At 52.4% G+C, this 17,900-nt stretch carries 18 protein-coding genes; 9 read left to right on the top strand and 9 right to left on the bottom strand.

Features of this window, described 5'->3' with window-relative positions; translation table 11 throughout:
- Positions 1-14: 14 nt before the first annotated feature.
- Complete coding sequence (locus ABD028_RS19115; RefSeq protein ID WP_343847060.1) at positions 15-851, bottom strand: BrxR family helix-turn-helix transcriptional regulator; 837 nt, start codon at positions 849-851, stop codon at positions 15-17.
- A 425-nt stretch (positions 852-1,276) separates the two neighbouring features.
- On the opposite strand from ABD028_RS19115, the gene ABD028_RS19110 reads away from it, so the two are divergent.
- The 3 genes from ABD028_RS19110 (at position 1,277) to ABD028_RS19100 (ending at position 2,326) form a co-directional block, all read left to right on the top strand.
- Complete coding sequence (locus ABD028_RS19110; protein ID WP_343847059.1) at positions 1,277-1,621, top strand: type II toxin-antitoxin system PrlF family antitoxin; 345 nt, start codon at positions 1,277-1,279, stop codon at positions 1,619-1,621.
- Positions 1,622-1,641: 20 nt separating this feature from the next.
- Positions 1,642-2,097: a type II toxin-antitoxin system YhaV family toxin gene (locus ABD028_RS19105; RefSeq protein WP_425542142.1), complete on the top strand. Its 456-nt coding sequence runs from the start codon at positions 1,642-1,644 to the stop codon at positions 2,095-2,097.
- Positions 2,098-2,203: 106 nt separating this feature from the next.
- Entirely contained in the window at positions 2,204-2,326 is a 123-nt protein-coding gene (locus ABD028_RS19100) for a hypothetical protein (protein WP_343847057.1), read from the top strand.
- A 184-nt stretch (positions 2,327-2,510) separates the two neighbouring features.
- Here the strand turns inward: ABD028_RS19100 and ABD028_RS19095 are convergent, their stop codons facing one another.
- A complete protein-coding gene (locus ABD028_RS19095; RefSeq protein WP_343847056.1) occupies positions 2,511-3,683 on the bottom strand; it encodes a winged helix-turn-helix domain-containing protein in 1,173 nt (390 codons plus the stop codon).
- A 33-nt stretch (positions 3,684-3,716) separates the two neighbouring features.
- Positions 3,717-4,928 carry an acyltransferase family protein gene (locus ABD028_RS19090; RefSeq protein WP_343847055.1) on the bottom strand — a complete coding sequence of 404 codons (1,212 nt, stop codon included), beginning with the start codon at positions 4,926-4,928 and terminating at the stop codon, positions 3,717-3,719.
- A gap of 133 nt (positions 4,929-5,061) precedes the next feature.
- On the opposite strand from ABD028_RS19090, the gene ABD028_RS19085 reads away from it, so the two are divergent.
- The 3 genes from ABD028_RS19085 to srmB all read left to right on the top strand — a co-directional run bounded on the left by ABD028_RS19085 (position 5,062) and on the right by srmB (position 8,153).
- The gene (locus ABD028_RS19085; protein WP_343847054.1) at positions 5,062-5,907 is read left to right on the top strand and encodes a LytR/AlgR family response regulator transcription factor; all 846 of its coding nucleotides are present in this window, start codon (positions 5,062-5,064) and stop codon (positions 5,905-5,907) included.
- Positions 5,904-6,632 (top strand): sulfite exporter TauE/SafE family protein, encoded by a 729-nt coding sequence (locus tag ABD028_RS19080; RefSeq protein ID WP_343847053.1) that lies wholly within the window; start codon positions 5,904-5,906, stop codon positions 6,630-6,632. Before ABD028_RS19085 ends, ABD028_RS19080 begins: the two co-directional genes overlap by 4 nt.
- 309 nt (positions 6,633-6,941) lie before the next feature.
- Positions 6,942-8,153, top strand: coding sequence for an ATP-dependent RNA helicase SrmB (srmB, locus tag ABD028_RS19075; protein ID WP_343847052.1), 1,212 nt, complete (start codon positions 6,942-6,944; stop codon positions 8,151-8,153).
- A 33-nt stretch (positions 8,154-8,186) separates the two neighbouring features.
- Here the strand turns inward: srmB and ABD028_RS19070 are convergent, their stop codons facing one another.
- Positions 8,187-9,620, bottom strand: coding sequence for a fibronectin type III domain-containing protein (locus ABD028_RS19070; RefSeq protein ID WP_343847051.1), 1,434 nt, complete (start codon positions 9,618-9,620; stop codon positions 8,187-8,189).
- A gap of 360 nt (positions 9,621-9,980) precedes the next feature.
- Between ABD028_RS19070 and ABD028_RS19065 the strand changes: the two genes are divergently transcribed.
- Entirely contained in the window at positions 9,981-10,418 is a 438-nt protein-coding gene (locus tag ABD028_RS19065; RefSeq protein WP_343847050.1) for a hypothetical protein, read from the top strand.
- Between the two features lie 7 nt (positions 10,419-10,425).
- Here the strand turns inward: ABD028_RS19065 and ABD028_RS19060 are convergent, their stop codons facing one another.
- Both ABD028_RS19060 and ABD028_RS19055 read right to left on the bottom strand, forming a co-directional pair.
- A complete protein-coding gene (locus tag ABD028_RS19060; protein ID WP_343847049.1) occupies positions 10,426-11,343 on the bottom strand; it encodes a histone deacetylase family protein in 918 nt (305 codons plus the stop codon).
- An 18-nt stretch (positions 11,344-11,361) separates the two neighbouring features.
- Positions 11,362-12,417, bottom strand: a complete 1,056-nt coding sequence (locus tag ABD028_RS19055) for an energy transducer TonB (RefSeq protein ID WP_343847048.1) — start codon at positions 12,415-12,417, stop codon at positions 11,362-11,364.
- Between the two features lie 88 nt (positions 12,418-12,505).
- Here ABD028_RS19055 and rdgB point away from each other — a divergent pair, with 88 nt between their 5' ends.
- Both rdgB and hemW read left to right on the top strand, forming a co-directional pair.
- Positions 12,506-13,108: an RdgB/HAM1 family non-canonical purine NTP pyrophosphatase gene (gene rdgB, locus ABD028_RS19050; RefSeq protein ID WP_343847047.1), complete on the top strand. Its 603-nt coding sequence runs from the start codon at positions 12,506-12,508 to the stop codon at positions 13,106-13,108.
- Positions 13,101-14,258 (top strand): radical SAM family heme chaperone HemW, encoded by a 1,158-nt coding sequence (gene hemW / locus ABD028_RS19045; RefSeq protein ID WP_343847046.1) that lies wholly within the window; start codon positions 13,101-13,103, stop codon positions 14,256-14,258. Before rdgB ends, hemW begins: the two co-directional genes overlap by 8 nt.
- Positions 14,259-14,285: 27 nt before the next feature.
- On the opposite strand, the gene ABD028_RS19040 is transcribed toward hemW, so the two are convergent.
- The 3 genes from ABD028_RS19040 to prsR form a co-directional block, all read right to left on the bottom strand.
- Positions 14,286-14,963: a M15 family metallopeptidase gene (locus ABD028_RS19040; RefSeq protein WP_343847045.1), complete on the bottom strand. Its 678-nt coding sequence runs from the start codon at positions 14,961-14,963 to the stop codon at positions 14,286-14,288.
- Positions 14,960-16,354, bottom strand: coding sequence for a Na+/H+ antiporter NhaC family protein (locus ABD028_RS19035; protein ID WP_343847044.1), 1,395 nt, complete (start codon positions 16,352-16,354; stop codon positions 14,960-14,962). Before ABD028_RS19035 ends, ABD028_RS19040 begins: the two co-directional genes overlap by 4 nt.
- A gap of 175 nt (positions 16,355-16,529) precedes the next feature.
- Positions 16,530-17,885, bottom strand: coding sequence for a PEP-CTERM-box response regulator transcription factor (prsR, locus tag ABD028_RS19030; protein ID WP_102797894.1), 1,356 nt, complete (start codon positions 17,883-17,885; stop codon positions 16,530-16,532).
- Positions 17,886-17,900: the final 15 nt, after the last annotated feature.

Here is a 17,900-nt window from a genome sequence, read left to right as displayed (position 1 = left end):
AAATCCCGCCAGAATCAGCTATCAAACAGCCAGGGCTTAATGTCGTCGATATTCACCAGAATCAGTTGCTGCGCAGCGCCGCTACCAGCCAGCACCTTGGTGCTGACCTGCATTTCCTGTAACAGGTACTGGGCCAAAGCGGCTCGGGTGATTAGCCGCAACTGGCGGTTTTGCATCTGATAGTCGTGCTCGATCACTTGCCGTTGAGCATGACTCAGTCTGGGATCGGGTTCAAAGATCAGCTCCACCTGGGTATTCCAGCTGCTGTCCTGGCACTGTGCATGCGTGGCTGGACCTGACAGCACTGGTTCACCACGAAAACGGCTGAGTACAAAATCACGGAATGCCTTATGCCCTTCGTCATACGCACGCAAATGCCAGCGCAGGCCGGTTTTAACAAAGGTATGCGGCTGAATGACCCGGCCCTGATCGTCTGGCGTGCTTAGTGATACATAGCCAATCTCCAGCCGCTGCCGGGTGCGAATGGCACTAACCAATGCGCGCATAATCAGTGGCGATACCTGGCGTTTGGGTAGTGTCAGGCTGGTATGCGTGATGGGTTGCTGGTCTGACTGCTGGCTATTGCGTCCCGAGGTATTGAAGACAGTCAGACCCTGTTGATCGAGCCAGTCCAGGTATTCGCTGGCATCACCGCTGATACAGCGCAGGCTGAAGTTTGACTGGGGCACAAAGCCTTTACTGGTTTTACAATAATCAAGATTGTGCGGAAACAGCGCGCGATAGCGCTGCATATATTTGTTGGCTTGGGTGCGGCTAATGGTGAAATGCCGCGACAAGTCAGTGGCATTGACTCTGCCCTGCCACCAGGCCAGCAGTTCAATAAGCCACAAATGCGGTTCCTGATACAAAGAAGGTGTTAAGGTGCAAGACATCAAATAAGCCCGGTTGTTATTGTTTTATGACCAAACTCGCTTTGGGTTAAAGTGTCACGGCGTTACCAGTCCTCCCACCTTAATTGAAATTATCTTTAATGTTCAAATACTAACGAAAACCAAACCAAGTATAACTATTCCCAGCGGCCCGAGCCGCTTTCACCCCCCTTAAAATTCCCGGTCAGTTCAGGGCGCTGCTAAAAGGGGGGGCAATTTGCTGGGAGCAAATTGAGTAAAAGACACATCTGGAACTATGACGACCTTTCGCAATACATCCTTCAGCATGGTGCAATCAGAGTATCTTTTTAGCTCTCCACAACAGGTAATGCATTTGCATTACCTGTATTCCATACATAAAATATCACCATTCTCTAAGTAAAGTTGTGGAGACCATTGTGCATGCGCATAGGGCATTAGAAGCAGAATCAACATTGACTGACCGTTTTCAGACCACAGTGCCAAGCGCTGTTCGTCAGGCCTTGCAGTTGGGTAAGAAAGATAAGATTAAATACGTCATCCAATCTGATGGCAGCGTGCTGATGAAGCGTTTTGAAGCAGATGAAGCAGATCCTGTCCTTGACCAGTTTTTATCTTTCTTGGCGGTTGATATGCAGAAGCATCCCGAAAAGCTACAGCCACTGACGACCAGTATGCGTCACAGCGTGGCATCGCTGGTTGCCGACGTCGATATTGATTTGGATGCGCCACTGTCTGATAAGGATGAGTAAACTTGCCTGATAACGTGCCGATGGTAGTGAACGGCTGGATGCTATTTATCCATCCTCTTTTTGCTGAGCAGTATCAAATGCTGAAAGCCAAAGTCGCAGCGTTAAAGGCAAAAGATCCACACGGCTACACCAAGAAAAATGACAGCAAACGCTTAGCGGCCATTTATAAACTGGCTTATGAGGTTATTCCTCAAGACCCGACACTAGCGGATTATCGCCAAGGGAAGACTTTAGGCGACAACAATAAACACTGGTTTCGCGCTAAGTTCTTTCAGCAATACCGGCTGTTTTTTCGATACCACCTCGAGTCCAAAATTATTGTTTACGCTTGGGTCAATGATGATGGCAATAAGCGGGCTTACGACAGCAAAACAGATGCTTACAAGGTGTTTGCCAAGATGCTTAAGTCCGGCAATCCCCCGGAGGATTGGGATGCGCTTTTAAACGCTGCCAAGAGCGGACAATTCTCGCCTTAAGAATCAAATTTCCTTTTTTCAACCAGGAGGTTAAGCACTTCCAGCCTTGCCAAGGCCCCTCCCCCCGTGGATACTCCCCGGACAAAAACCCAAACAGGATGTACTCATGCAATGTTCAGTATTTATTGCCACCAGTGCCGATGGCTATATCGCCACACCGGATGGTGGGGTAAAGAAAAGCATAAATAACCACAGAGGCACAGAGAACACTGAGTTTTCAAAAGCATAACCCCAAAAATCTCTTGCTTTCCTCCGCGGCTCTGCGGTAAAAATGGATATCTGGCTAAATCATCCGAAAATATCTATGCACCGCTGAGGCGCAGAGAATGCTTAGTTATCAATAATATACACTTCTAGATCTCCTGCTCTTCTCCGTGTTCTCTGTGTCTCTGTGGTGAAATTCATCTCGTATCTTAAGCTTTATTGAGTGGTCGCAATAGGCCGCGGCGGTTTATCGCCTTCACCTGATATTTTTTACAGCCGTTAAACTGGGCATAGTCTTTGAGCTTGGTACGCAGGGCCTGAATAAAGGCCTCTTCCACCACAAAGTCCGCTTCCAGATTCAACTGCAGCACCTGCAATACAGCCGCTTTGCGCTCGGCTTTTACATCCATACGCCCGACAAATTGCTGATTCCATAATATCGGCAAACAAAAGTAGCCGTGCTGGCGTTTGTGTTTGGGAACATAGCATTCAATCTGGTAGTCAAAACCAAACAGCGTTTTCAACCTTTCGCGCTGGATCACGCTATTGTCAAACGGCGACAGCAAATGCAACTGTGCAGCGGGCGCGGCCAGCGCCTTATCCCGCTCGGCACGGTGCATATAATAGGTGTGGCCATGTAGCTTAACACTGTGCAGCTCACTAGCTTCGAGCATCTGCTTCAGGCATTGTTGCAGGGTTTTCTGCACCGCGCCTTTGCGCAAATAACCCATTTGTTTGGCAGTACCAATACCATGGGCGTGCAGATAACAGTTAATCAGATAGCGGGCAAACTCTTCATCGCTGGGCAAGCGGGTATCGACGTTGGCCGGTAGCACCCGTTCGGTCAAATCATAAACCTTCTGGAAGTTGCGCCGCTCGCTGACCATCAGCTCGCCTTCCATAAACAACTGCTCCAGGGCTTTTTTAGCCGGCTTCCAGTTCCACCAGCCGCTTGAGTTGCCGCTATGTTCGAAATCGGCGGCACTGAGCGGCCCTTCAGCGCGAATTCGCGCCATTACCTCATTAGCCAGTTTTGGATCTTTTGTGAACCAATGCATTTCGCCTTCAGCGATGCGGCGCATGCGCCACAGGCCAAAGCGAAAGTCCTGCATCGGTAAAAACGCCGCCGCGTGGGACCAGTATTCAAAGATCTGGCGCTTACTCAGCAATGTGTCCAGCATAGCTGGCTGGTAATCTTGCACTCGGCTCCACAGGCAGTGATGGTGCGCGCGCTCCACCACATTAATGGAGTCGATCTGTACATAGCCCAGTTGCTCAATGGCCTGCAGGGTACCCTGTTCGCCCTGCCAGCCGTGGCTGCCGGTCAGGCCCTGACGTTGCAGGGCCAACTGTTTAAATTGAATGCTATCTGAATCTGTCATACTGCCAGAATATGTGACTTGCCAGCCCCTCTTTTAAGCTAAAGGCGCCTGTGGGGCAAGTGCCGTTTTCGCGCTGGCAGGGCGGGATGTTAACCCACATAGCCAGCGCAGCAGGGCCACGCGGCGGATGATTTCATAGCCAATATAACAGCCTGAACAGGTTAGCAGTAATATCAGCAGCGCCTCGATACCAGGGCAAAGTTGCCAGGACTTCAGATTGGCGGCCGCCACAATAATCAGGGTTTGATGCAGCATATACCAGGGTAAAATCGCTTTGTCGGTGTAGCGCAGCAGTCTGCTGGGGCGGTTCAGATAATGTCCGGCCAGCCCCACCACCGCCAGGATCCAGGCCCAGTATTCGGTTGCGCCGATAACACCGTACAGCAGTTTCACTGCCAGGTTGGTGTCAAACAACGCGGCCAGGGCCGAAAATGCGCCATGTCTGTCCAGCACCAGAAACCCATAACCAGCTACCGCCATACCCAGAAATACATGGCGCCAGGCAATCACCTGCTGCCACCAGTTGCCCTGGCGGGCAAACAGGTAGCCGCCGATAAACACCAGCAGATACTTGGCATGGTTGTACCAGTCGGTCACGACATCATGGCTGCTGGGATACGCCTTTTTCAGAAAATACCAGGCGCACAACTGTATGCTTATTACTGCCAGCAAGGCCCAGCGGCCATTCAGGCGACGTAACCAGTCACTTTGCCCCATGTGGTTTAGCAGCGGCAGCAGGCCAATCACCAGCAGGCTGTACAACCATAGGTAAGGCAAAAACCACAGGTGGTTCCAGGTCAGCAAGCCAATGGCACTGTGGTGTTCCACCAGCAAGCTCGTCCAGGGGTTAATATAATCCAGCCAGAAGGCCCAGAAGCCAGGCTGGATCAGGTTCTGATCCAGCGCCTCGAAATAGGGCTGCGGAGCCACAACCACAAACATGCCAAATAACAGCGGGATCAGCAATCTGGCACTGCGCAGCCTGAGCAGTTGCCCCGGCGGGTAACGATCTGCCACCAGCGCCAGGGCAATACCGCTGATAAAAAACAGTAACGACATGCGCCAGGGATTGGTCAGGATCATCAGGTCCTGTAACCAGACAAATTCGGCTTGAAACGGGCTTTTAATATGCCAGCCCCAATCTGCCACGTAATACATACCAAGGTGATAAACAATCAGCAGGCCAAAGGCCAGGGTGCGCAACCAGTCAATATCATAGCGACGTGGTTTTGTTGTTTGAGTCATATGCCGTCCTTAAGGTAAAGTCAGGCACTTATCATGGCCCTGCCCCGTCCTTGCCCAATACCGACAAAGGTTGAATTGAATGGGCCTGGGGACAAGCGGTGGAATACTGGGATGAAATTAGGGAGTACTTTCAGTGAGCTGGTTTGCACGGTTTGACCGCCATCCCCGGCGTTATGTGGCCATAGCGTTAACGGCCTATTTGTTTGTCAATAACAGCATTAATGCCACCTCAGACTGGATGGAAACCAACCGCGACGGCAGCCCGGATTTTGCCCTGTGGGAGCCATTCGCCTGGGAATACACCAGCGCCCTGGCCTTTTTGCTGCTGGCACCCCTGTTATTTGCCTGGTTTGCCCGTATGCCGGTGCGACTCAGCGCGCCCGGTCGCCAGTTGCTGCTGCATCTGGTTGCCACCCTGATATTTGCCATTTTGCATGTGGGGCTGATGATGGGGCTTCGCGAGCTAATCTACCATTTGGCCGGTGGCAACTATGATTTTGGCCCCTGGCTGCGGGAATTTTGCTATGAATACCGTAAGGACGCCTGGGGCTATCTGTTCTGGTTTCTGATCTATCAACTCTATCACTTTGTTTACAGCCGCCTGAAAGGCGAAGCGCGGCCGGTGGACGAGCGGGAAGACAGCCCCACTCAGGTCCCCGAGCATTTTCTGGTGCGCAAACTGGACAGGGAATTTCTGGTCAGGGTGGCAGATATTGACTATCTGGAGTCGGCGGGCAATTACGTGAATTTGTATAGCCAGGGGCGCATCTATCCGTTGCGCAGTACCTTAAATGAGCTGAGCGAACGTTTGCAAAGCAAAGGCTTCAGCCGAATTCACCGCAGCTATGCGGTCAATCACCAGGCCATTGACAATATCAGTTACCAAAGCAGCGGCGATGGCGAAATTCAACTGAAGTCCGGGCATAAACTAAACCTGTCGCGCCGCTATAAAGACAACCTGAAACAGGCTTTGTCATGAACCCGGATTATCTGTGGTTGGGGCTGGCTATCTGGCTGGGCTTTACCGTACAGGCCATGATTGGTTTTGGCAGCATGGTGATTGCGGTGTCGATTGGCAGCTTAATGTTTGCTATTCCCGAGCTGTTGCCGGTACTGGTACCGCTAAATATTTTTGCCACCGGCGCCATGGCCTGGAAGCTGCGCCGTGAATTGAATGCTGCCTTGTTGCTAAAAAGCATTCTGCCAATGATGATCCTGGGGCTGGGGCTGGGTATTGTGCTGCTGGCACAATTACCCGGGGTATGGCTGAAACGCGGCTTTGCCCTGCTGGTGCTGTGGTTTGCTGCCCGCGAATGGTACAAGCTATATCACCAGTTACCGGTTACCCCGCGCCCCGCCTGGTGGCAGCAAAGCTGGACCTTATTAGCCGGGGTTTGCCAGGGGCTGTATGGTTCCGGCGGGCCGCTGCTGGTATATGCCATCAGCAGTCGCCAGCTCGACAAGGGCCAGTTTCGCACCTTGCTGCTGTATGTGTGGTTCTGTCTGAACAGCCTGTACAGTGTGGTGATGCTGATGCAGGGCAAGATCCAACCGGTGGCGCTGACCATACTGGCATATGTGCCGGTATTGTATCTGGCCATTTATATTGGCAATAAGCTGCACCATAAGGTGGACGAGCGCCAGTTTAAGCAGTGGGTATGCCTGATGCTGATCCTGTGTGCACTGGCTATGCTGTTTGGATAGTGAGATCGCTGTTGGCTGTTGGCTGTTGGCTGATGGCTGTGTGACTCGCCCCTGAGCTCTGTCAATTGATTTCTGCTATCTGACGACTGACTACTTAGCCCCGTCGGACTGAAGTCCGACCCACAGCGCTTAGCTTGAGTTTTGCTGTCGCGATGCATTCGGATCCACTGTGGGTTGGGCTTTAGCCCAACAACCCTGGATGCCAAATACGGGTTTACTGGGCACGACCCAGATCAATTATTTTGGGCAGCCTTAGCAAAACTCACTTATAATCCCGGCCTGTTTGATGGTGGCCATAAGGGGCGGATAATGTTTGATGAGTTGGATTTAGATGATGCGCTGGTAAGTGCCTGTAAAGAAATGGGTTTTAAGAAGCCCACCGGCATCCAGCAACAAGTCATTCCGGCCGCCATGGACATGAAGGACATTCTGGCCTCGGCCCCCACCGGCACAGGTAAAACAGCGGCCTTCTTACTGCCCGCTCTGCAGTTTTTACTGGACAATCCGCGCCGCGATCCCGGTGCCTGCCGGGTACTGATCCTAACCCCCACCCGCGAGCTGGCCCTGCAGGTCTATGAGCAGGCCAAAGCCCTCAGCCAGTTTACCCGCTTTAATTGCGGTGTGATCACCGGTGGCATCAACTATGGCACCGACAAAGATTTACTGGAACAGAATCTGGATATTCTGGTCGCCACCCCTGGCCGTTTGTTTGAACATATTGAAAAAGAAAGCTTTGACTGCCGGGAAATCGAGATTTTTATTCTTGATGAGGCCGACCGTATGCTGGATATGGGCTTTGGCGGCATTGTCAACCAGATTGCCGCCGAGGCACGCTGGCGCAAGCAAACTTACCTGTTTTCCGCGACGTTGGAAGGCGGCGGTGTGGCCCGCTTTGCCCGCGATATTCTGAATGACCCGGTGGAAGTACAGGCCAGCGCCACCCGCAGCGAACAGGGCAAGATCCTGCAATGGATCCACCTGTGCGACGACGCCGCCCATAAATACGCCTTGCTCAGCCATATTCTGAAGAATCAGGTACAAACCGCCATTGTGTTTGTTAAAACCCGCGACCGTTTAATGGAACTGCGCGGCAAGCTGGATTCAGAAGGCATTGCCAACTGTTACCTGCAAGGCGAAATGCCACAGGACAAACGTAATCTGGCCATTGCCCGCTTTAAGGCTGGCGAAGTTAAACTGCTGATCGCCACCGATGTGGCCGCCCGCGGCATTGATGTGCCGGATGTCAGCCATGTAATTAACTACGATATGCCACGTACCGCCGATGTGTATTTGCACCGCATTGGTCGTACTGGTCGCGCCGGCAAAAAAGGCACCGCCATTTCTCTGGTGGAAGCCCATGATATTGCCATGGTACCCAAGGTAGAGCGTTACACCGGTGAAGTACTGAAACGCCGGGTGATTGAAGGCTTAAAACCCAAACATAAGGCCCCCAGCCTACCGGCCAAGAAGAAAAAAGCCGCTAATAAAAAAGCAGGCAAAAAGAAAACCACCAAAAAATGAGAAAACAGCGGCCCTTAAAGCCGCTGTTTTTCTTTAGGGGTATACCATCTCGGGGGCACTGACCACATCACTCAGCGCAGACTGGTTGTCATGCTGATCCACCGCCTGGATCTGGTACTGGTTCACCCCGGCCGGTGGCCAGTGATCAACAAACCCAGGTGCAGCAACATGCGTGTAGGCCTGGCCATTGCGATAAATCTTATACAGCGCCACGGCGTTATCATCACTGGCAGGCTGCCAACTCAAACTCAGGCCATATTCCCCCGAACGGCTGACGCTAAGCCCCTGCGGTTGTGTAGGTGCCTGATAATCACCGGCATAACTGCTGATTTGGGCCTCAGCCACCAACTGGTGGGAAAAGTCGTAGGCTTGCAGACGAATCTGATGTTCGGTTCGCTGCTCAAGCCATGCCAGTTCATAGCTCTGGGCATCACCAGGTAAGGCGGTGATCACTTCACCGTTAAGCACCAGCTTATAATATTGCAAGGGTACGGCAGGCGGTGTCCAGGTCAGGTCGATTCCCCAGGTTTGCGCATTGGCGCTGGCGTGCATGTTGGTGATAGCTGGTTGATCGCTGCCCAGTTGCAGATAATCAGACACCACCTGCCAGGCCAGTGATTGCAGGGCCTGAGCCTGTGCAGCCGGTAAATCCACCAAAACATCGCCCCAATGCCCATCCATGCGGGCACTGGCTCCCTCGGGCGACTGGCCAAACACTGCCGAGTACACAACCGAGGCCACATAGTAATTCCCTATGCCATTCATATGGACCTGATCAACAAACAGGTCGGTGCGGCTTGTTAGTCCCGGCACTCGTCCCTGCTCTATATCCATAATCAGTCGTTTAAGGGCCAGATTCACCGGGATCACCTGAATCTCGGCATGTCGCCCGCGCTGGGCCGACAGGGCCTCTGCTTCGGTGGCAATCTGCTCGTACTCGGCCAGTTCCGCATCAATGGCATCCAGCCAATCGCCGTTGTGGTAGTGCAGCTCTTCCCAACTGGTAAACAAAAAGCTTCTGGCCTGCACATTATGACTTAACAGCAGCTCGGTAAACTGCTCCAGATACACCTGGGTTTGATTCCATACGTGGTTACTGTTGATGGAGTTATTCGCGTCGGTGGCAATCAACACATCGAAAGGCTGGCTTGCGGCGTTTTCAATTTCATCGCAGGCAAAGTATTGCGGTGGCCAGGGCCCTTCAAAATCGGCCTGATGGCAGGTTTCCCAATTGATTTTCAGCGGCGTGCCGTTATTCACCTGCACGGCGTTTTCCAGGCTAAGGCCCTGACTGCGCGCCATCTGCCTGAGCATATGTGGCATGTCATAGTTGATCAGACTATGACCGACAAATACGGCTTTGGCCTGGCTTAGCGGCGCTGCAGCCACAGGTAGCGTCAGTAAGGGTGAAAACAAGGCCGAACTTAACAACGTGGCACGCAGGCCATAAGAGACAAACTTGTTCATTGCGGAACATTCCTTCTGTTGCGGGAATGGCCACTATGGCAGGCGCTGGCGCCTAGGCAAAGGGCTGGCAAGCAAGGTGCGGGCCCCAAGATATAAAATGCGCAGTCTGTGCCAAAGCGAGATTACTCAGCCAGCAACTAGCGCCAATTCCCTTGCACTTCCATACAACAGCCATCTAATCGTTGCACTTCTGCAGGCAGAATACGCGCAGTTGATGATAGAGCCTCAGCCTCAGTTACCGCAGAGTAAAAAGCGGACAGTAATAGTATTCCCTCGCCTGCCATTGGGCATCTTCAGAAAGTGAGGGGCTGTCTATATGGAGATGCCAGATATTCAATACATTAGAAAAGGATGATCAAAATGAAATATCGTTATCTTTGCGCCCTGAGTGCCGGATTATTCAGCCTCGGAGCCAGTGCTTCCGGATACTGGGATTTTCGCACGGTGTGCGACTATGAAACCGTTGAGATTCAGCACCCTGTTACGCATTGTGCTTACGCAGGGCAAATTTACTCCAACAATCGCCCCAGACAGGCTATGCAGGCCACGGCGCAAAGTCGCTTAGACGGCCATACAAGCTGTCCGGCCAGCCATTATGTTACCAGGCGCAGTAAAATCTGGAATGACAACGAAGGCCGCTGGGAATTTGTCACCTTTGAAGGGCAATTACCCTTGACCAGTCAAAGTCATGACTATGACATCACCACACAGCGGCGTCAGGTGGAAGGTTCATGTCGCGAGGAAGCGGTATGGATCCCCTGTGAAATGGACACCGAAGGCAATAGGTTCTGCGACTAAAATGCGGTTATGGCAGCCTGTCTGACGGGCTGCCTACTCCCGCCGCATTGAATAGCTGCAAATGCACCTGTGTGAGGGCAGCAATATCACGCTGATACCCACCACCAATCACCGCAGCGATGGGCAGGCTTTTTTCAGCGCAGGTATCAAACACCAGTTTGTCTCGCTGGTAGACCCCTTGCGTACTAAGGTGCAGATGTCCCAGATCATCATCGATATGCACATCCACCCCGGCATCGTAAATCACCGCATCGGGCCGGTACAGATTAATTGCCAAGGTCAGCGCGGTATCCAGGGTGTCCAGATAGGCCTGATCTTCAGTACCTTTTGGTAAAGGAAAGTCCATATCTGATATCTGCTTACGGTGCGGGAAGTTTTTCTCGCCATGCAATGACACCGTAACAATACGGTTATCGCCCTGGGCCAGCTTAGCGGTGCCATCCCCCTGGTGCACATCACAATCAAACACCAGCACCCTGTCAATGCCAGGGGCGCGAAGCATCGCCAGTGCTGCCAGATACAAATCATTGAGCATACAAAAACCCGAGCCAAAATCGGCAAAGGCATGGTGGTAACCCCCGGTAAGATTAATCGCCTTGCCATATTGCAGGGCCAATTGCGCCGTCAGCACGGTGCCGCCCGCTGCCGTCAGGGTGCGGCGAATAAGCTGCTGTGACCAGGGGAAACCGATACGACGCATAGCCTTTACATCCAGGCTGCCGCTGCAAAGCTGCTGCAAATAGTCTGCATCAAAAACGTGGGTAAGCTGTCGAGGGTCGAGAGCTTCAGGCTGAAAAAACCAACTATCCGGCACACCTTGCTGTTGCAGGGCATCGCGAATCGCCTGGTATTTTTGAATGGGGAAACGATGCCTGTAGGGTAACGCCAGTTGACTATAAATTGGGTGAAAAACCAGCGGGATCACGACAGCTCCGATGCAGTATTAGTCGTCAGACAGATATTCCTGCATTTCAGCCGGGATTTCATCCGGTAATTCAACCAGGGTAAAGCTGGCATCTTGTTCGCCATAAACATAAAGATGGCATTGCCCCCAGCGCGATGGCACATGCCATACCGTGTCAGATTCAATGCTGAATGTAGTGCGGCGCAATTGACAACGCACATCCAGTTTATCCAACTGGCCCTGTATATTAGCTAGTGAGAACTTGGTGCGGGACAGCAAATGATGCCAGGGCTTGTCGCTGTGAATGTTACCCTCTATGGCCAACAGCTCGTCACCAGCGATCATGGCCTTAAGCTTTTGCATATAGGGCGTAAATTTTTCCACTGCCGCTTCGCTGCCTGCAAGTGACTGCAGAAGGGTAAAACTCTGCAGGGCATCAGAGGCTTTGCCCAATTGCAGTTCCAGGCTCAACTTTTGCTGAACTGATGTCAACTGTAAGGTGTCGGGCAGCAGGTCGCCACTCAAGGCTCGGGTCAGTGCGGTAAGTTGTTGTTTCGGCTTACCCTTAGCAGCATAGTATTCGGCTTTTAGTACATTGAACCAGGCATCTTCATACAGGTTCCATTGGGGGGTGTCCTCAATTTCATCCAGCACTTGCCTGGCTTCCTCCAGCTTACCGGCATTGATTAGCTTAAATCCCTCATTAACCCGGCGCTTAAATTTGCGAGTAACGCCCTGTTCGTTTCCCTGCAGACGAAAATTCATGCGCACTTTCGCTTCACATTGCTGCACCGGCTGACCGTTTTCGGTGGCTGGCCGATACGTCCACTTTTGTACCGCATTGAGGGCGCTACGCTCAAAACTGGCATAGCCAGAGGAGTCCTCCACTATGGCATTGCTGACCGTACCGTCGGGCTCAATCACAAAACTGACCACCGCCCAGCCTTCGCGGCGCATACGGGCTTCCTTTTCTGGATAGACCGGGGTTTCACGTTCAAGGGGCATAGCTTCCACCACCTCGCTAAGTAACCTGGCGGTGTCCTGGGCAACAGCAGAGAGAGTAAAAAAGACTAAAGTCAGCAGAAGCTTATGCATAAGAATTCCCTTGCATACGAGGATATGTTTCCAGCCGACGATTGTAGTCTGGTAAACTAACCCATTTCCAGCCTTTTGATCTGAGTCTATGCAACAACAATGGGTTATGGCCACGGGCAATCCGGGCAAGGTAAAAGAACTGGCCAACATGCTGGCCCCACTGAATGTGGATATTCGCGTACAAAGTGAGTTTGGCGTCGCCGATGCCGAAGAAACCGGCCTGAGTTTTGTAGAGAATGCCATTCTTAAAGCCCGCCACGCCGCGCGTATCACAGGGTTGCCTGCCATTGCCGATGATTCAGGTCTGGCCGTGGACGCGCTGGACGGTGCACCAGGGATTTATTCTGCCCGCTACGCTGGCGCTGGGGCCAACGACCAGGCCAATGTGACTAAGCTGCTTAGCGCCATGCAAGACGTGCCAATGGCAAAACGCTCAGCCCGCTTTATCTGCGTATTGGTTTGGCTGCGCCACGCCGACGATCCAACCCCCATTATCTGCCAGGGGCAGTGGCACGGCAGTATTACCCAGGCGCCAGTTGGTAGCGGTGGTTTTGGTTACGACCCGGTATTCTGGGTGCCACAGCAAGCTTGTACCAGTGCTGAATTAGCCCCTGAGGTAAAAAACCAGCTCAGTCACCGAGCTCAGGCACTGAAGCAGTTGCTGCCTCAACTGGAAGCCGCCCTTGTCTGATTTTAGCCTCGAAGCGCCGCCCCTTTCGCTATATATCCACATTCCCTGGTGCGTGCAGAAATGTCCATACTGTGATTTCAACAGTCACGGACAAAAACAGAAACTGCCGGAAGCCGAATATATCAGCCACCTGCTGGATGACTTGGCCACAGATGCCTTATTGGTGGATGACAGGCAGGTCGTCAGCATCTTTTTTGGCGGCGGCACCCCCAGCCTGTTCAGCCCTGATGGCATCCATCGTATTCTGGATGGCGTGCGTGCCAGAGTGAACCTTGCGCCGGCTGCTGAAATCACCCTGGAAGCCAACCCCGGCACGGTGGAAAGTGAAAAGTTCATCGGCTTTCGCCAGGCCGGTGTGAACCGTATCTCCATCGGCGTGCAGAGCTTTCAGGCCGACAAACTGCAAGCGCTGGGGCGTATTCATGACAGCGCACAGGCCCGCAATGCCGCAGGTTTTGCTCATCAGGCCGGGCTGCGCAGTTTTAATCTGGATTTAATGCACGGCTTGCCGGACCAGGGCCTAGATGATGCCTTGTCAGACCTGCAAACCGCCATTGCCCAAAAACCCCCACATCTGTCCTGGTATCAACTGACTATTGAGCCTAACACTCAGTTTGCCTCAAAACCCCCACAGCTGCCGGAAGATGACATTCTCTGGGAGATTCAGCAGCAAGGTCACGCGCTACTTGAAGCAGCGGGCTACCAACAGTATGAAATTTCCGGCTACAGCCTGGCCGGCCACCAATGCCAGCATAATCTGAACTACTGGCGTTTTGGTGACTACCTGGGGATTGGTTGTGGTGCCCATGGCAAAATAACCGACACCAGGACAGGTAGCATTCAGCGCAGGGTAAAAATCAAACACCCTAAAGGCTATATGGATATCACGCGCCCCTATCTGGATAAGCAGAATCTGGTGGACGAAGAAGACCGGCCGTTCGAGTTCTTTATGAATCGCCTGCGTCTGGTTGAGCCCTGCCCCAAACAAGACTATGGCCGGTTTACCGGCCTGGCATTGTCACAATTCGGCCTGGCAGACAAGCTGGCTCGGGCTGTGGATATGGGATTACTGGCTGAATCATCACAAAGCTGGCAAGTTACCGACCAGGGTCGGCGTTACCTGAACAGCCTGTTAGAAATGCTGGTGTAGGCCATTGAATAACCGACAATTTGCCGGTTATTCAATGGGAAAATCAAAGTAAGTGTCAGGGTAAGGCTGTGGGACTAAAGAATAATGCCACCATTCCATGGCATAGTTGGCAAAACCCTGCGCCTCCATCAGTTCCTTCAGTTTGTAGCGATTGGCCCGCTGCGTTGCACTGATGTCTGGATGGTCGGTATTAGACAGGGTATCGAACATATCAAACGCCGAGCCCATATCCAGTTCCTGCCACTGACCCTGCCCGTCCTGTTTAACCAACGTCAGGTCAATGGTGGCACCGCGGCTGTGGCCGGAACGTTCGGCGATGTACTCACCCACCAGTTTGTCTTTGCCCAGGTTCGGATAATATTCGGCTTTGGTGCTGGTATCAGACAAATCCTGCGCCCAGCGCATAAAATGCGCCACGGCCGTGGTAGGCCGGTAGCAATCAAAGATTTTTAATTTCAGCCCCTCGGCTGCTGCCGCCTCTGCCACCTTCAGCAATGCTTTTGCTGCTTTTCCCTGCAAAATACATTTGGCGGCCAAGTAGCCTTCTACCGGCGTACCGACAAAATTATTGCTGCCGTGATAGCGAATATCATAGATAGCGCCCGGCAACAGCACCGTCATATCAGCAAAATCGTCCGGCATTGACTGGGCATTAACCAGTGGGGAAGCCAATAAGGCTGCCGCCAGAATCAGGGATATCTTCATAGTCCAATCCAGAACAAGCCCGCCATCAGGTAGGCAACCAGCGTCAACACACCACAAAACAAGGCATAAGGGATTTGCGTACGCACGTGTTCAAGCAGGTCACAGCCAGAAGCCAGGCTGCTCACCGCGGTGGTATCAGAAATGGGCGAACAGTGATCGCCAAACACCCCACCGCCCAGGATTGCCGCCAGCACCAGTTCGGGGGGTAAGCCCAGATTCAGGACCATGGGCATACCAATGGGGATAAGAATAGCAAAAGTGCCCCAGGACGTACCGGTGGTAAAAGAAATTAAGGCACCGGCCAAAAACAATAGTGCCGGGATCACAAACAGCGGCAGGGATTCAGCCACAATGCCGGCAATAAAGTCACCGGTTCCTAATTGCTTCAGGCTGCTACCCAGGGCCAGCGATAAGAGTACGATACTGACCAGCGGTAATAACTCGCCCATGCCCTTAAAGCCTATGTCCACCAGTTCCTTGTGCTTAAAGCGCCCGGACCCCAGCATCAAAGCATAGGCCACCATACAGGCCAGGGTGGTGGAATAAAGCACAGATTTAGAACCGTCGCCCTGGGTAATCTGGCCATCACCGGTCCAGTACATAAAACCCAGCATGCCCAGTACCATAGTCAGCAGTGGGACCAGCATAAAGCGCGCCTTGGTAGCCTTAAAATCAATTTCACTGTGGGCCTGATTCTGGTTAAGGCGCTTTTCTGACTCCCGCATAGGGCCAAAGACCTTGCCGGTAAAAATCGTGAACAGCACCACCACCAAGGTGAACAATGCATAGAAGTTAAGGGGAATAGTACCGATCAGAATAGAAACAGCGGTTTGCTCGGTGGGATAGTTGCCCAACAGACCCAACACATATGCGCCCCAGCCATTTAGCAGGATCAAAATACAGATTGGCGCACTGGTGCTGTCGATAATATAGGCTAGCCTGGCCCGGCTCATCTTAAATCGGTCGAACAGGCCCCTGGACAGGATCCCGGCGGTCAGCACGCTTAAATTGGACTCAATAAACACCACCACGCCGGTAAAGAACGACAGCAAACCGACCTGACGCTGACTTTTTGCCACCCCTTTGTTGATCAGCTTTTCCACCAACGCGGTCACACCACCGGAATAGCGCATATAAGCCAGCAAGGCACCCACCATCAGGGAAAACACCAGAATGCGGGTGTTGCCGGGAGAGTCAAATACCGAAACGACCCGCTCCAGGGTTTGAAAGGGGCCCATCAGGCCTGCCTGGCCCAGATTGTCCCCGGCCATGGCCATTAGCAGCAATTCGGAGCAGAACAACGAGACAATCAGCGCCAGAATCACTTCTTTGCGCCAGAACACCACTAAAATGGCAAGCAGAGGGGGAATTATCGTTAACCAGTCAGACAAATGAACACCTATATTTTTATTGGCCCCATCTCGGGCGCTTTGTTAACAGAGGGTAACTGATTTTATATTCCACACAAAGAAACGAATTACAATACTTTATTCCTGACCAATGCATAAAACCAGTCGCAGATTTTTGCAAAGAACCGGGTACACACCCGGATCTTTGGCGTGACAATCAGCTACTGGGCTTAATATCGTCCATGCGGTACTTGTCGATCAGCGAGTATAGTGTAGGGCGGGTAATCCCCAGCAATTCAGCGGTTCTGGACATATTCTGCTCAGCCAGATGCCAGGCCTGCCGTATAGCTCGACTCTCGGCTTCTTCCCTGACTTCACGCAAATTCAGATTCTGCATGCCCCCTACGGCATCCGGTGACAACCCCAAATCATCCGCCTGAATCAAATTACCTTCGGCCAAAATCACCGCGGACTTCAATTTATTCTGCAGCTCACGGATATTGCCCGGCCAGCGATGCTTCATCATGGCCTCAATGGCCGACTCGCTGAAGCCTTTGACCTTGGAGCCATACTCATCCTTATAGGCAGCCAGGAAAGTACGTGCCAGCAGTACCACGTCACTGTCGCGATCACGCAGCGGCGGAATGCGAATGGTAATTTCACTGACCCGGTAGAATAAATCTTCACGGAAACTTTGCTCTGCTACCATGGCCTGAAGATCTCTGTGGGTGGCACACACCACCCGAATATCCACCGGGATTTCCTGACGGCCGCCAACCCGTTCAATTACCCGCTCCTGCAAAAAGCGCAGCATTTTGGCCTGCAGACCGATGGGCATGTCGCCTATTTCATCCAGAAACAGGGTGCCGCCCTGAGCCGTTTCTATTTTGCCTGGAGTGGTCTTGTTAGCCCCGGTGAATGCGCCTTTTTCATAGCCGAACAATTCACTTTCCAACAGGTTTTCCGGAATGGATGCGCAGTTGATTGCCACAAAGGGCTTATTGCGCCTGGCGCTCAGATCATGAATCGAACGGGCAAACACTTCTTTGCCTGTACCACTCTCCCCTAGCAACAGAGTACTGATATCGGTCTGAGCTATTTTCTCTGCCCGGCGGCTGGCCTGCTGGATAGATTCGCTGCTACCAATAATCTTGCCCATGGCAGGCTGAGACTGACTAAGCTGGCGATTTTCCTGCTCCAGATCAAACAAGGTCATAGCGCGACTGACCAAAATGCGAATGGTGTCGGAGTCGATGGGCTTCTGATAAAAATCATAGGCGCCAAGTTGAATGGCCTTAAGGGCGTTTTCTTTGTCGTTGTTGCCGGTAACCACTATTACTTTGGTCTGAGGCGCGAGATTAAGAATCTCGGCCAGGGCCTCTAACCCCTCGGATGCATTCGCCGGATCAGGTGGTAAACCAAGATCCAGGGTGACAACCTTGGGTTCAAAGCGACGCAGCTGCGCAATGGCAGACTGTCTGTCGTCAGCAAAAATGACATCGTAATCACTAAAGCTCCATTTTAGCTGCTTCTGGATCCCCAGATCATCATCAACAACCAGCAGTGTATCCATGTTTACTGTCTTCCT

Origin of the sequence: Bowmanella denitrificans (assembly GCF_039522935.1) — a bacterium.
GTDB classification, from domain to species: Bacteria; Pseudomonadota; Gammaproteobacteria; order Enterobacterales; family Alteromonadaceae; genus Bowmanella; species Bowmanella denitrificans.
Note: the sequence above shows the minus strand (reverse complement) of the source record. Positions and strands in the feature narration are given on the sequence as shown.

Excerpts from the sequence above, each read along its gene's own strand:
- ABD028_RS19105 (WP_425542142.1), top strand. The coding sequence starts at position 1,642 with ATGGTAGTGAACGGCTGGATGCTATTTATCCATCCTCTTTTTGCTGAG.
- rdgB (WP_343847047.1), top strand. The coding sequence starts at position 12,506 with ATGCAACAACAATGGGTTATGGCCACGGGCAATCCGGGCAAGGTAAAA.
- prsR (WP_102797894.1), bottom strand. The coding sequence starts at position 17,885 with ATGGATACACTGCTGGTTGTTGATGATGATCTGGGGATCCAGAAGCAG.
- ABD028_RS19080 (WP_343847053.1), top strand. The coding sequence starts at position 5,904 with ATGAACCCGGATTATCTGTGGTTGGGGCTGGCTATCTGGCTGGGCTTT.
- ABD028_RS19070 (WP_343847051.1), bottom strand. The coding sequence starts at position 9,620 with ATGAACAAGTTTGTCTCTTATGGCCTGCGTGCCACGTTGTTAAGTTCG.
- ABD028_RS19100 (WP_343847057.1), top strand. The coding sequence starts at position 2,204 with ATGCAATGTTCAGTATTTATTGCCACCAGTGCCGATGGCTATATCGCC.
- ABD028_RS19055 (WP_343847048.1), bottom strand. The coding sequence starts at position 12,417 with ATGCATAAGCTTCTGCTGACTTTAGTCTTTTTTACTCTCTCTGCTGTT.
- ABD028_RS19040 (WP_343847045.1), bottom strand. The coding sequence starts at position 14,963 with ATGAAGATATCCCTGATTCTGGCGGCAGCCTTATTGGCTTCCCCACTG.
- ABD028_RS19065 (WP_343847050.1), top strand. The coding sequence starts at position 9,981 with ATGAAATATCGTTATCTTTGCGCCCTGAGTGCCGGATTATTCAGCCTC.
- ABD028_RS19090 (WP_343847055.1), bottom strand. The coding sequence starts at position 4,928 with ATGACTCAAACAACAAAACCACGTCGCTATGATATTGACTGGTTGCGC.
- ABD028_RS19095 (WP_343847056.1), bottom strand. The coding sequence starts at position 3,683 with ATGACAGATTCAGATAGCATTCAATTTAAACAGTTGGCCCTGCAACGT.
- srmB (WP_343847052.1), top strand. The coding sequence starts at position 6,942 with ATGTTTGATGAGTTGGATTTAGATGATGCGCTGGTAAGTGCCTGTAAA.